This is a genomic window from Geodermatophilus sp. URMC 62, from assembly GCF_052931475.1.
The window spans coordinates 1,767,311-1,781,048 of the sequence record NZ_JBRFHY010000001.1 but is presented as its reverse complement, the minus strand read 5'-3'; the positions used below and the strand labels follow the sequence as shown (position 1 = coordinate 1,781,048).

Annotated in this window: 9 protein-coding genes; 1 reads left to right on the top strand and 8 read right to left on the bottom strand. The window is 76.5% G+C overall.

Annotated features, from left to right (window positions below; all coding sequences use genetic code 11):
- Nucleotides 1–9 precede the first annotated feature (9 nt).
- From ACU616_RS08485 to efeU, 5 genes are all read right to left on the bottom strand, one after another.
- Nucleotides 10–1,503 carry a protein kinase domain-containing protein gene (locus ACU616_RS08485; protein WP_446758032.1) on the bottom strand — a complete coding sequence of 498 codons (1,494 nt, stop codon included), beginning with the start codon at nt 1,501–1,503 and terminating at the stop codon, nt 10–12.
- 73 nt (nt 1,504–1,576) lie between these two features.
- A complete protein-coding gene (locus tag ACU616_RS08480) occupies nt 1,577–3,289 on the bottom strand; it encodes a serine/threonine-protein kinase (protein ID WP_446758031.1) in 1,713 nt (570 codons plus the stop codon).
- A gap of 218 nt (nt 3,290–3,507) precedes the next feature.
- Complete coding sequence (gene efeB / locus ACU616_RS08475; protein WP_446758030.1) at nt 3,508–4,860, bottom strand: iron uptake transporter deferrochelatase/peroxidase subunit; 1,353 nt, start codon at nt 4,858–4,860, stop codon at nt 3,508–3,510.
- 96 nt (nt 4,861–4,956) lie between these two features.
- Nucleotides 4,957–6,102: an iron uptake system protein EfeO gene (gene efeO, locus ACU616_RS08470; protein WP_446758029.1), complete on the bottom strand. Its 1,146-nt coding sequence runs from the start codon at nt 6,100–6,102 to the stop codon at nt 4,957–4,959.
- Nucleotides 6,095–7,042: an iron uptake transporter permease EfeU gene (efeU, locus tag ACU616_RS08465; protein ID WP_446758028.1), complete on the bottom strand. Its 948-nt coding sequence runs from the start codon at nt 7,040–7,042 to the stop codon at nt 6,095–6,097. Before efeU ends, efeO begins: the two co-directional genes overlap by 8 nt.
- 371 nt (nt 7,043–7,413) lie before the next feature.
- On the opposite strand from efeU, the gene ACU616_RS08460 reads away from it, so the two are divergent.
- Nucleotides 7,414–8,190 carry an enoyl-CoA hydratase-related protein gene (locus ACU616_RS08460; protein WP_446758027.1) on the top strand — a complete coding sequence of 259 codons (777 nt, stop codon included), beginning with the start codon at nt 7,414–7,416 and terminating at the stop codon, nt 8,188–8,190.
- Between the two features lie 586 nt (nt 8,191–8,776).
- Here the strand turns inward: ACU616_RS08460 and ACU616_RS08455 are convergent.
- The 3 genes from ACU616_RS08455 to ACU616_RS08445 all read right to left on the bottom strand — a co-directional run bounded on the left by ACU616_RS08455 (nt 8,777) and on the right by ACU616_RS08445 (nt 13,675).
- The gene (locus tag ACU616_RS08455; RefSeq protein WP_446758026.1) at nt 8,777–10,405 is read right to left on the bottom strand and encodes a dynamin family protein; all 1,629 of its coding nucleotides are present in this window, start codon (nt 10,403–10,405) and stop codon (nt 8,777–8,779) included.
- A complete protein-coding gene (locus tag ACU616_RS08450) occupies nt 10,402–12,249 on the bottom strand; it encodes a dynamin family protein (protein WP_446758025.1) in 1,848 nt (615 codons plus the stop codon). The genes ACU616_RS08455 and ACU616_RS08450 overlap by 4 nt, the downstream gene beginning before the upstream one ends.
- 106 nt (nt 12,250–12,355) lie before the next feature.
- Nucleotides 12,356–13,675, bottom strand: a complete 1,320-nt coding sequence (locus ACU616_RS08445; RefSeq protein WP_446758024.1) for an IniB N-terminal domain-containing protein — start codon at nt 13,673–13,675, stop codon at nt 12,356–12,358.
- Nucleotides 13,676–13,738 lie beyond the last annotated feature (63 nt).

Here is a 13,738-nt window from a genome sequence, read left to right as displayed (position 1 = left end):
ACGGCGCGGTCAGCCGTTGCGCCCCCGGCCGTTCCCGTTGCCGTTGCCGTTCGCCCCGGCGTTGCCGTTGCCGTTCCCGCCGGCGTTGCCGTTCCAGGTGCCCTGCGGGACCGGCACCTGCGGCGCCGGGTCGGGCGTCGGCGCGGCCTCGGTGGCCTGCGGCGCGGTGCTCGCCACCGGCGGGACCTCCGCCGACGGCGCCGGGGACGGCGTCGGCGGCGCCACGGCGACGGTCACGGTCACCACCTCGCCGGGCGTCAGCCGGCCGGTCGGGCCGACGGCGGTCACCAGGCCGGCCATGACGTCGGCGCTCTCCTCCGTCGTCCGGGTCACCCGCAACCCCGCCTGCACCAGCTCCTCCTCGACCTCGTCGGCGGGCCGGCCCACCAGGTCGGCCCAGCGGACGTCGGCGGCCGAGGGCGTCGCGCCGGTGACGGCGGCCGGCTGGTCGCCCGCGCTCGTGCCGGCGAACTGGAGGGCGCCCACGCCGATCGCGGCCCCGGCGGCCAGGGTGGCGATCCCGGCGAGCACCCGGCTCCCCCGGCGCCGCTGCGGGACCGCCGACGCCCCCGCGGCCGCTGGGGAGGGGACGGCGGGCAGGCGTGCGGCACCGGCGTCCGGGAGGGGCAGCGGCGTGGTGGCCGCCGTCGGCAGGGGCGGCAGCGACCGGCCGGCGCGCACGTCCTCGACGGCGGCCAGCAGCGCGGCGCCATCGGGGAAGCGGGCGGCGGGGTCCTTGACCAGCGCCCGGGCCACCAGGGTGCGCACCGGCTCGGGCACGTCGGCGGGCAGCGGGTCGGGCTCCTCGCGCAGCTGCCGCAGCGCGACCTGCACGGGGTGCTCGCCGTCGAAGGCCCGCCGGCCGGCCAGGCACTCCCAGGCGACCATCCCCAGCGCGTAGACGTCGCTGGCCGGGCCGGCCTTGCCCCCGCCGGCCTGCTCCGGCGAGAGGTAGCTGGCGGTGCCGACCACCTGACCGGTGCGCGTCAGCGGTGCGCTGGCGGCCGACCAGGCGATGCCGAAGTCGGTGATCTTGACGACGCCGTCCCGGCCGACCAGGACGTTGCCCGGCTTGACGTCGCGGTGCACCACGCCGGCCGCGTGCGCGACGGCCAGCGCGGCGGCGGTCTGGCCCACGACGTCGAGCACGCGCTCGGGCGGCAGCCGCGGCTCCCGCTCCAGCAGCGCCGACAGCGGCTCGCCGTCGACGAGCTCCATCACCAGGTAGGCGCACGGCTCGCCGTCCTCGCTCACCACCTCGCCGTAGTCGTACAGCGCGGCGATGTTGCGGTGCAGCAGCCGGCCGGTGAGCTGCGCCTCGGTGCGGAAGCGGGTGCGGAAGGTCTGGTCGCCGGTGTACTCGCTGCGCAGCACCTTGACCGCGACGGCGCGGTCGAGCAGCACGTCGTGGCCGCGCCAGACCTGGCCCATGCCACCGGTGGCGATCAGTCCGGTCAGCTCGTAGCGGCCCGCCAGGACGCGGCGTACCGGGCTCACGGCCATCCCCACCTCCCGTCGACGGCGGCGCCCCACCTTCTCACCGCCGCGCCGGACCCACCATGGTCGCCGCGCCGGGTCAGCTGCTCGGGTACGCCCCCGCGGTCGGCCAGCGGCCGGCCGGGGCCGACGGGGTGGAGGTGTCCGTGACCGACGGGCTCGCCGAGGGCCCGGCGCTGGTCGTCGGCGTCGACGTGGACGCCGTCTCCGTCGCCGGGCTCGTCGGCTCCGACGACGTCGAGGTGTCCGCCGGGGTCCTGGTGGCCCCCGGCGGGCTCGCGTCGGGGGTCGGCGCCGAGGACGTCGCCGGGGCCGGGGGGGCCGAGCTGGCCGCCGCCGTCTCCGGCACCGTCGGGGCCGGCCCGGCGACCTGCTCGGGCACCGAGGCGCCGGTGACCGGCGAGACACTCCCCCGGTCGCCGCTGACCCCGCCGTCGCCGTCTCCGGTTTCTCGGCTGGGCGGGGCGACGGAGGAGGTGACGACGACCTCGTCGCCCGGCTGGAGGCGGCCGGTGGGCGTGACGTCGACGACCAGGCCGGGGACGGAGTCGCCGGTGACCTGCTCGCGGCGCTGGACGCTCAGGGCGAGCGCGGAGAGCTGCGCGGCGACGTCCTCGACCGGCCGGCCGAGGTAGTCCTCGGCGGCGAGCTCGACGCCGTCGTCCTCGCCGTCGCGCGTCTGGGCGGCGACGACGGTGGGCGCCTCCGCGCCCTCGGAGAGGGCGGCGAAGGCGGCGCCGGCCAGCCCGGCGCCCAGCAGCAGGGCCAGCAGCGGCACCAGGACCGCCGCGGCCCGCCGCCGCGGGGCCGCCGGCGGGCCGTTCCGGTGCGGCGCGGAGCCCTCGGCGTGCGGCCCGGGGACCCCGGCCGGGAGCGGCGCGGCCTGGGTGGCCGGCCCGGTGTCGACGACGGCCCGGGCCGGGGTCGCCGGGGCGGGGGGCGGGTCGGCCGGCAGCCGGCCGGCGCGGGCGTCCTCGACCGCCGCGACGAAGGCCGCGCCGTCGGGCATGCGGGCGGCCGGGTCCTTGGACAGCGCGCGCCGGATGAGCGTGCGGACGCCGCCGGGCAGGTCGTCGGACAGCGGCTCGGGGTCCTGGCGCAGCTGCTTGAGTGCGATGGTGACGGCGTTGTCGCCGTCGAAGGCGGGGTGGCCGGTGAGGCACTCGTAGCCCACCAGGCCGAGGGCGTAGACGTCGCTGGCCGGGGTGGCCAGGTGCCCCTCGGCCTGCTCCGGGGACAGGTACTGCGGCGTGCCTATGACCTGGCCGGTGCGGGTGAGCGGCACGCTGCCGGCGGACCAGGCGATGCCGAAGTCGGTGATCTTCACGCTGCCGTCGGGCCGGACCAGGATGTTGCCGGGCTTGACGTCGCGGTGCACCAGGCCGGCACGGTGGGCCTCGGCGAGTGCGGCGGCGGTCTGGGACAGCACCGACAGCGTGGTGGAGGTGTCCAGCCTCCCCTCGGTGCGCAGCAGCGCCGACAGGGGCTGCCCCTCGACCAGCTCCATGACCAGGTAGGCCAGCTGCTCGCCGGTGTCGGCGGCCTCGGTCTCGCCGTAGTCGAAGACGGCGGCGATGTTGGGGTGGCTCAGCGCCGCGGCGTGCTGTGCCTCCGCGCGGAAGCGGGCGAGGAAGGTCGGGTCGCCGGTGTACTCGCTGCGCAGCACCTTGACCGCGACCGGGCGGTGCAGCAGCACGTCGGTGCCGCGCCAGACCTGGCCCATGCCCCCGGAGGCGATGAGCGCGGAGAGCTGGTAGCGGTCACCGAGCATCCGGCGACCCGGTTCCACCACGGGAGCTCTCCATTCCCTGCGGGCCTTCGACCCGCGTCCCCACACCGGTGACGCGGCTCCCCACCGCCGGGATAGCCCGCGTCTTCCGAGACCACACATACTCCCAGGAGCACCACCCGTCCGGGGTGTCCCGTGCGTCACGGCTCGGCAACGACTCGGCGACACGGCGGGGAACGGACGGCGGCGCGCCAGGGTCGGCCGGAGTGCGGGAGGGGCCGCTACCCCTCGAAGAGCGCCCGGCCCCACCAGTCGGCGTCGTCGCGCACGCCCGGCGGGCAGGCGAAGACGGCCGAGGAGGTGTGCCGGACGTACTCGTTCATCGCGTCGAGGCGCAGGTTGCGCTGCACCTGGACGAACCCGGTCTGCGGGTCGCGCTGGAAGGCGATGAAGAACAGCCCCGCGTCGAGCCGGCCGAGCCCGTCGGAGCCGTCGACGAAGCTGTAACCCCGCCGCAGGATCGCCGTCCCGGCGTTGGACGGGTGGGCGAGGAAGACGTGGCTGGTCTCGGGGATCGCGAACTCGCCGTCGACCTGCTTGGTGAAGTCGACCGGGTCGAACTCCGCCTGCTGCCCGAGCGGGGCGCCGCTGCCCTTGGTGCGGCCGATGGTGCGCTGCTGCTCGTCGAGCGAGGAGCTGTCCCAGGGCTCGACGAGCATCCGGATGCGCCGGGTGACCAGGTAGGAGCCGCCGCGCAGCCAGTCGGCGCCGTCGTCGCCGTCACCGACCCACACGAAGCGGTCGAGCGTCGCGGTGTTCTCGGCCTTGAGGTTGTCGGTGCCGTCCTTGAAGCCGAACAGGTTGCGCGGGGTGGCCTGCCCGGTGCTCGTCGACGACGTCCGGCCGAAGCCCAGCTGCGACCAGCGGACGCTCACCCGGCCGGCCCCGATCCGGACCAGGTTGCGGACGGCGTGCACGGCCACCTGCGGGTCGTTGGCGCAGGCCTGGATGCACAGGTCCCCGCCGCTGATCGCCGGGTCGATCTGGTCGCCGGGGAAGGCGGGCAGCTCGGCCAGCGGCGCGGGCCGGCGGGCGGCCAGGCCGAAGCGGTCGACGCCGTCCGCGGTGGTGAACAGGGTCGGCCCGAAGCCCACGGTCACGGTCAGCCCGGACGGCGGCAGGCCGATCGCCTCGCCGGTGTCGTCGGGCGGGGCGTACTGCGACCCCGCCACCGCATCGACCTCGCCGGCGTCCCGGCCGGCGGTCATCCGGCGGGCGGCGGCGGTCCAGTCCCGCAGCAGCGCGGCGAGCTCGTCGCGGCTGTCGGTGGTGACGTCGAGGGCGACGAAGTGCAGCCGGTCCTGCGCCGGCGTCACGATCCCGGCCTGGTGGGCGCCGTGGAACGGCACGGCGTCGGTCGCGGCCGGGGCGGCCGGCGCGGCGTCGTCGGCGGTGGCGCGGCCGATGACCCCACCGGTGGCACCGCCGGCGAGCACCCCGGCGGTGCCGGCACCGAGGAAGCCCAGCAGCCGGCGGCGGGACATCCCCGGCGAGCGCCGGGGGCCGGCCGGCCCGGTCGGCTGGGGCACGGTCGGCTGGGGCACGGTCGGCTGGTGTGCGGTCGGCTCGGTCACGACTTCTCCCACGCGAGGACGGGCGACCCTGCTGTCAACGCCCCCCGGCCGCGGGGGCGTCCCCCGGGAGGTGTCGCGCCGGTCACCGGTCGGCCGTCACTGGTCCGCGACGACCGCCGCGACCTGCCCGACCGACTCGCTCAGCGCGGTGATGCGGTCCGAGAGCCCCTGCAGCTGGTCCTCGGTGAGCTGGTCGTGCAGCGTCCAGCCGCCGTCGGTGCGGTACTGCTCGAGCTCGGCCTCGGCGGCGGCGAACCGCTCGTCGAGCTGGGCGACCAGGTCGGGGTCGGCCTCCTCGAGGTAGGGGCGCAGCGCCTGGACGGCGGCCTCGGAGCCCTCGAGGTTGGCGGCGAAGTCCCACAGGTCGGTGTGGGAGTACCGCTCCTCCTCGCCGGTGATCTTGCCGGTGGCGATCTCGTCGAGGAGGGCCTTGGCGCCGTTGGCCAGCTGCAGCGGCTCCAGCGTCGTCCCGTTGGCCCGGTCGACGACCTGCTGCACGTCGGCGAGCAGCTTGTCGGCGTAGGGCGCCGTGCCCTCGGTGGTGCCGCCGACCCACAGCGCCTGCTCGATGCGGTGGAAGCCGGTGAAGTCCTCCCCCTCGGCCTGGTCGCCCTCGCGGCCGTCGATGACCGGGTCGAGGTCGCCGAAGCTCTCGGCCACCGGCTCGATCCGCTCCCAGTAGGTGCGGGCCACCGGGTAGAGCGCCTTGGCGCCCTCGACGTCGCCGCCCTTGACCGCGTCGACGAAGGCGGTGGTCTGCTCCAGCAGCGCGCCGGTCTGGCTCTGCACGTAGCGCTGGTAGTCGGTGCCGGCCTGGGAGAGGGTCTCGTCCTCCGACAGCTGCGCCGCCTCGCCGGTGACGGTCAGGTCGCTGCGGATGCCGTCGCCGACCATGCCCGGCTTGCAGGTGGCCGCGTACGTGCCGGCGGGCAGCTCGACGAGCAGCTCGCGGGTCAGGCCCGGGGCGATGTTCTCCACCTCGCCCATCACCCGGTCCCCGTCGGCGTAGACGTAGAACTCGGTGACCTGGCTGCCGCTGTTGGTCACCTGGAACTGGTGGGTCCCGGCGGGGAGCTCGGAGCTGGCGACGTCGCAGGCGTCGTCGGTGGCCGCCACGGTGACCGTGTCGGCGGCCTCCCCGCCGGCGTCCGCGGCGGTGCCGCCGTCGGCAGCGCCGCACGCGGCGGTGGTCAGCGCGGCCAGCAGGCCGGCGGTGAGGAGGGGGAGGCGGCGGTCACGCACGGACATGTTGGGTGGTCTCCGACTGCGGGGAGGTGGTCCGGGCCGGGGTGGCGCCGGAGGACGGGGTGGCGGCGGCGGTCTGCGGTGCGTCGGCGACCACGTTGGGCGCCGGGGCCGGTGCGGGCGTGCGGGCCGGCCAGAGGAAGGCGGCGAGGACGGGCACCAGGTAGGCGGCGTAGGCGACCATCTCGAGCACCGTCGGCGTGGCGGTGATGTTGAGGACGCCGGCGATCGTGGCGCCGTACCAGCTGTTGGGGTCCAGGACGCCGGAGACGTCGAAGGCCAGGGTGTCCAGGCCGGGCAGCACGCCCGCCTCCTGGAAGTCGTGGACGCCGTACTTGAGGATCCCGGCGGCGACGAAGACCAGCAGCACGCCGCTGACGGTGAAGAACCGCGACAGGTTGATCCGGATGGCCCCGGCGTAGAGCCCGACGCCGACGACGACGGCGGTCAGGACGCCCGCGGAGATGGCCACCAGCGGGGTCGCTGTCGTCGTCGCGCCCTGGGCGGCGGCGTAGAAGAGCAGCGTCGTCTCCAGGCCCTCCCGGACCACCGACAGGAAGGCGATGCCGGCGACGGCGAGCGTGCCCACGCCGATCGCGGCCTCCAGCCGACCGGTGAGCTCGCCCTTGAGCCGGCGCGCGGTGCGCCGCATCCAGAAGATCATCCAGGTGACCAGGACGACGGCCAGCACCGAGGTGATCGCCTCGAACAGCTCGCGGGAGCGGTAGTCGGCCAGCAGCGTCGTCTCGGTGTAGGTCAGCAGCGCGCCGAACAGCACCGACAGGGCCACGGCCACGGCCACGCCGGCCCACAGGGGCAGCAGGTGGCGGCGCCGTCCGGACTTGACCAGGTAGGCGACGAGGATGCTCACCACGAGGGTGGCCTCGAGCCCCTCGCGGAGGCCGATCAGGTAGCTGGCGAGGAATGCCTGGCCCATGGCTGACCCATCTGTCGGGGGCGGGACACCCCCGGCTCGACCAAGGGCAGGCACACCTTACTCACGCCACCTGGCAGCGCGCGCCTCCCACCCGTCACAGGGGTGCGGCCACGATCAGGGAACCTGATCGTCGCGTGTCCTCCCCCATGGTGGACGGTGAGGGAGGACACGCTGCGGTGAGGGAGGACACGCTGCGGTGCGGTAGGACGGCGGTGTCCGACCGGACGGCGGCCGACGACAAGGGACCGACGACAAGGGACCGACGACAAGGGACCGACGACAAGGGACCGACGACAAGGGACCGACGACAAGGGACCGACGACTCGGGACCGACGACGAGGGACCGACGACGAGGGACAGGGGAGGACACGATGCCCGAGACCGTGACCCGGGAGGACGCCGGCGGCGTCGCGACCGTGACGCTGCGGCAGGCGGGGCTCACACGGGTCGCGCGCCGGGAGCTGCTCGACGTCGTGCGGGGCATCGCCGGCGACGACGCGGTCCGCGCGGTGCTGCTGACCGGGACCGGCCGGGCGTTCTGCGTGGGCCAGGACCTCGCCGAGCACGTCGAGTCCCTGCGCGGGGACGCCGCCACCTCGCTGTCGGTGGTCGAGGAGGAGTACAACCCGCTGGTCCTGGCGCTGGCGGGGCTGCGGGTGCCGATCGTCGCCGCGGTCAACGGCGCGTGCGCCGGGGCCGGGCTCGGGCTGGCCATGGCCGCCGACCTGCGGGTGGCCGCCGCGGGGGCGAAGTTCACGACGGCGTTCACCGGCATCGGGCTGTCCAGCGACTCCGCGCTGGCCGCCCGGCTGGTGCACACCGTGGGCGTCGGCCGGGCCACCGAGCTGCTGCTGCTGCCCGACGCCTTCCCGGCCGAGACCGCGCTGCAGTGGGGCCTGGTGCACCGGGTCGTGGACGCCGGCGAGGTGCTCGGCGCGGCGCGGGCGCTGGCCGAGCGGCTGGCCGGCGGGCCGACGGCGGCCTACCGCGCGCTGAAGACGGTGCTGGCCGGCGCGCCCACCGACACGCTGGAGGAGACCCTCGCCCTCGAGGCGCGGCTGCAGACCGAGCTCGGGCGGACCGCCGACCACAGCGAGGCGGTCGAGGCCTTCCTCGCCAAGCGGCCGGCGAGGTTCACCGGTCGGTGACGCTGTGTCGTCCCCGTATGACCCGGGGTGCCGACACGGGGCCACCCGGACCGTCGCCGCGCGGGCGGCCCGGTGCCGCTCCGGTACGGCTCCGGCGCGGTGACACCCTGCCCGCACGCCAGTGGAGGGAGCGACGGTGGACGCAGGCTCGACCGGGACGACGGAGGCCGCCCTCGGGGAACGGCCGCTGCCCCGCGGGCCCGTCCGGGCTCCCGGCCCCGCCGGCCGGCCCGCACCGCCCCGGCCTCCGCTCACCAGCGCCCTCGCCACGCCGCTCACCCCGGCGGTGCCACCGCGCCCCGGCGCCGTCCGCGCCGCCGGCCTGCTGTGCTGGGCCGGGGCCCTGGCGGCCGCCGCCGGCCTGCTCGCGCTGCTGCTGGACCGCGCGGCGCTCGACGCGCGGCTGACCGCCACCGCGACCGCCGCCGATCCCGCCGCGTCGGCCGCGGAGGTCTCCGACGCCGTCGCCGCGACGATCGCCGCGGTCGTCGGCGCGGTCGGGCTGGTCACCGCGCTCGTGGTCGCCGGCACCGCCCTCGCCCTGCGGCGCCGCGCGTGGGCCCGCCGGCTGCTGCCGGCGCTGCTGCTACCGACCCTGCTCGTGCTCGGCGTCGCGCAGAGCACCGCCGCCGGGGACGCCGACCTCGACCGCGTCGCGCTGCTCGCCGCCGCCGTCCTGTTCCTGCTGGTCCCGGTGGCGCTGTCCACCCGCTCGGCCCGGGCCTGGTCCCGCCCCCGCTGACCCGTCCGCGAGCGCGGCGAGGACCCCCTCGCAGGAGCGCACCACCACGTCGGCGGCGTCGGCGGCCGCCCGGTCGGCCAGCGGGTCGCCCGCCGCCTCCCGCCAGCGCCGCAGCGCCTGCACCGCCGCGGCCCGCAGCGCCCCCTCGGGCGAGCCCTCGGGCAGCCCCAGCCGCGCGGCCGGCGTGGTCCCCGCGACGCCGAGCAGCCGCTCCCCCTCGGTCAGCAGCGCGGCCGGCAGGGGACCGCCGGGCGCCCGGGTGCGGGCCAGCAGCGCCAGCTCCGCGACGTCGTCGGAGGACAGCCGGATCCGCTCGACCTCCGCCCGCACCGCGTCGGCGCCGCCGACCGGGTGCTCGACGAGCAGCTCCTCCACCAGCCGCAGCGCCGCGGCCACCCGGACCGGCCCGCCGCGGGCGGTGACGTGCACCCGCAGCAGCCGCTGCAGCTCGGTCAGGCCGCTGCGGCGCAGGAGCTCGGCGGCCAGCGCGTCGGCGTCGTCGACCCCGGTCCGGACCAGTGCGACCGACAGCCGGGTGCCGAACAGCCCCAGCCGCTCGAGCAGCGCGGCCCGCACCTCCGCCGACAGCGGGACGGCGGTCTCGGCCCGGCGGAAGCGGTCGGCGGTGAGCAGCACCGAGGTCACCGCCGCCGGGTCGGCGCCGGCCAGCGCGCGCAGGGCGAGCAGGTCGCCGTGCCGCAGCGTCCGCCCGGCCAGGGCGAGCTGCCCGGCCACGGGGACGACGGCGGAACTCACCGCCCGCAGCTGCGGGTCGGCCGACATCCGGCGGGCCACCGCCGCGGCCGCCTGCAGCGCGTCCATCCGCCCGGCGCCGACCTCGTCGGCCCGGGACAGCACGGTGATCGTCGTCGTCAGGGTGCCGCTGGCGCCGGTGGCGGCCTGGAAGGCGCGCAGGACGGCGAGGTCGTCGGGCTGCGGCTGGCGGGTCAGGTGCACGACCGCGTCGGCGCCGGCGAGCCCGGCGCCGGTGCCGAGGAAGGCGTGCGTCCGGTCGCTGGTGCCCGCCGACAGCGAACCGGTGCCCGGGGTGTCGACGAGGGTGGCGCCGAGCAGGTCCGGGGAGGGCCAGTCCACGACCAGCGCGGCGACGTCCTCCGGCGGCGTGCCGGCGAGGTCCAGCCGCAGGCCGCCGCCGACCCTCCGCACGGGCAGGTCGCGGGCGGCGCCGTCGGTGCCGTGCTGCACGACCCGGGGCACCGCGCCGTGCCGGTACTCCGTCACCACCCGGGTGCACTCACCGGCGTCGGTGGGTGCGACCCGGGCGCCCACCAGGGCGTTGAGCAGCGTGGACTTGCCCGCCTTCACCCGGCCGACCAGCGCCACCCGCAGCGGTCCGTCCAGCCGCCGGCGGGCCGCGGCCAGCCGCTGCGCCGCCTCCGGCACGCCCGCCCAGCGGACCCGCGCGTCGTCGAGGAGCGCCCGGACGTCGTCGGTGAGGGGGTGGTCCGTCACGGGGCCGGCACCGGGGTGCGGTCGAGCCGGGCGACCTCGACGGTGAGCCGGTCGAGGCGCTCGAGCCGGGAGCGCAGCGCGCGGATGCGGGCCTCGTGGTCGGCGGTGGCCTCCTTCGCCGACCGCTGGGCCGCCCTGACGGCGTCGGCGAGGGTGCGGGCGGTCTCGTCGGTGGTGTCGGCGACCAGGTCCCGCAGCGTGCGCTGCACCGTGCGCAGCCGGTCCTTGAGGTGCTTGGCCACCTGGAAGACCACCTCGTCGAGGTGCCGGCGCACCACCGTGCGGGCCTCCGACTCGCGCCGCTGCCGCCGCTGCCGCGCGTCGTCGTTGTAGGCCTTGCGGCCCAGCACGACGCCGGCGGCCAGCGAGAACGGGTTGATGATGGCCAGTCCCGCCAGGCTGGTGACCAGGCCGGTCATGAGCACGCCGGTGTAGGAGCCGCGCAGGCCGATGAGCGCGCGCTCGCGCAGCGTCATGGCCCCGTCGTCGATGCCGGGGAGGTCGACCAGGGTGGACAGCGCGTCACCGGCGGTGCCGACCCCCAGCGCCGGCACCGTTGCGCCGCCGTCGCGGGTGACCTGCTCGACCACCTGCTCGGCCAGCCAGCGGGACCGCTGCTCGGCCCACACGTAGCTGTCGGCGACCGCGGCGGCGATGCGCTGGTCGAGCCAGGCGGTGATCTCCGGCCAGGCCGGGCCGGGGTCGCGGGCGGCGATGACCTCCTCGGCCTCGCGGACGACGGCTCTGGAGCGGTCCCGCAGGTCGTGGTCGATGTCGGCCATGAGGTCGGTGACGCCGTCGCCCAGCACCTGCTGCCAGCGTGAGGACCGGCGGCGCTGCTCGTCGACGGCGGTGCGGGCCTCCTCCAGCTCGGCGAGCAGCGCCTCGCGCGAGGCGGGGTCCTCCAGGCTGCGCAGCTCCGACCGCAGCGCCGGCGACAGGTGGGCGATCACGGCGGTGAGGTCGTGGACGAGGGAGCGGCGGGCCAGCGTCGCGCCCCGGCCGGCCACCTCGTCCTGCAGGTGGGTGACCAGCGGGGCCAGGCCGGACTCCTCGTGCAGCTCGCGGTCGCGGTGCTGCACGGCGAGCAGCGCCAGCGTCGAGGAGACGGCGAACACCGGTGCGTCGAGGCCGCGGGCGGCGAGGTGGCCGCGGTCGAGCTCGGCGATGCGCCGCCAGTCGGGACAGGTGTCGGTCTTGGTCAGGACGCAGACCACCGTCGGGCACAGCGCGGTGGCCTGCTCGAGGAGCGCCATCTCCGGCGCGGTGAACTCCTGGCTGGCGTCGGAGACGAACAGGACGGCGTCGGCGGTGGGCAGCAGGTCCAGGGTGCTCAGCGCGTGCGCCACCCCGAGGCCGCCGACGCCGGCGGTGTCGACCAGCTCCAGCCCGCCCGCGAGCAGCCGCCGCGGCAGCTCCACCTCGGCCTGCACGATCCGCTCGGCTCCGGCTCCGGCTCCGGCTCCGGCTCCGGCTCCGGCCCCGGCGACGCGGGCGGCGACCGTCTCGACCGGCACGGGCACCCGCTCGGTGGCCGGCTCGGCGCCCGGCTCCCCGGACGCCGGCCCGACCGCCCGCACCAGCGTGGCCCGCGGCGCGTCCCCGTTGCGCACCACCGTGGGGACGACGGTGACGACGTCGTCGGCGACCGGGCACACGGGCACCCCGGTCAGGGCGTTGACCAGCGAGCTCTTGCCCTGCTTGGGCTCGCCCAGCACGAGGACGCGCACGCCCGGGGCGGCGTGCCTGCCCCGCACCTGGGTCAGCCGGCGCTGCAGGTCGGGCCGCCCGCACTCCTCGGCGAGGACCAGCACCCGGTCGACGAGCTGCTCCGCTGTGGCCACGGTCACCTCCTCGGCGTCCGGTCATCCCACCACGGGGACCGGCGGCGGACGGGGAGCCGCCCGGCCCCGGCGCGGGAGACGCCGGGGCCGAGCGCGGAGGGTGAGGTCAGGCGACCGCGTGGTCGACGTCGACGGCCGTGACGACGTTGTCCTCGACGTCGCCGCTGTCGTCGATGAGGGTGTTGTCCTCGATGTCGCCGCTGTCGTCGACGACGACGTTGTCCTCGATGTCGCCGCTGTCGTCGATGAGGGTGCTGTCCTCGATGTCACCGCTGTCGTCGACGACGTTGCCGTCGTCCCCGTCGTCGGAGTGGTCGGAGTAGTCGTTGCCGACGTCGTCCAGGTTCGTGGAGTTGTCGGAGTAGTCGTTGCCGACGTCGTCCAGGTCGACCGAGGTGTTCCCGTCGTTGCCGTCGTTCGAGTCGCCGACCTGGCCGCCGTCGTTCGCGGTGGTGTTCGTGCCGCCCTGGTTCTCGCTGCCGACCTGGTCGCCGCCCACGACGCTGCCGTCGCCGGTCTCGACACCCTCGGAGTCCTCGATGATCGGGCTGTCGTCCCCGACGGTGACGTCGTTGCCGTTGAAGGACCCGTTGACGGAGTTGTCGACGTCCACCGAGTTGTCGGAGTTGTCCGTCGTCGAGTCGTCGGAGTTGTCGGTCGCGTTGCCGCGGCCGACGGCGTTGCCGTCGCCGGAGACGTCGTAGCTGTTGCCCGAGTCGGTGACCGTGACGGTGACGTCGTCGTCGCTGCTGTCGACCTCGGCGCCCTCGACGTCACCGCCGGCGGCGATGCCGTCGTCGGACACGACGTTGTCGTCGCCGAAGATCGCCTGCGCGTCGCCGCTGACCCAGATGCTGTGCGAGGCGTCGATCTCCACATCGACGTCGGTGTAGGTCACCGAGATGTTCTGCAGGTGGGTGATGACCACCGTCTCGCTGCCGCCGGCCGGGACGGGGGCGGGTGCCGGTGCGGGGCCGCTGCCGCCCGGGGCGCCGCCGTGGTCGTCGTGGTGGTGGTCGTCGTGGTGGTCGTCGTGGTGGTCGCCGCCGTCGGTGGTCGGTGCGGAGGCGGAGGCGGAGGCCGACGGGGTGCTCGGCGCGGGGTGGTCGTCGTGGTCCGCCGCGGAGGCGGTGCGGGGCGCCTCGTCGTCGCAGTGCCCGTGCTGCCACGGTGCCTGGTGGACCGGGGCGGCCGGGGCGGCCGGGGCGGCCGGGGCGGCCGGGGCGGAGCCACCGCCGTGCCCGCCCCAGGTGACCGGCGCGTACCCGGCGACCATCGGCACCAGGTCGTCGACCTCGGCCGGTGTGGCGTCGAGGCCCGCGGCGGCCAGGGCGCCGACGGGGTCGGCCGCGTAGGCGTCGGCGGCCTCGGAGTCGCGGAACAGGTCGAGGATGAAGTCGAGCAGCGAGTGCGTGATGTCGGTCATGGCCGGTCCTCCGTGTCGGTGAGCCGTCCGCCGTCGGCCGGCTGTCGACAGCAGTCCAACCGC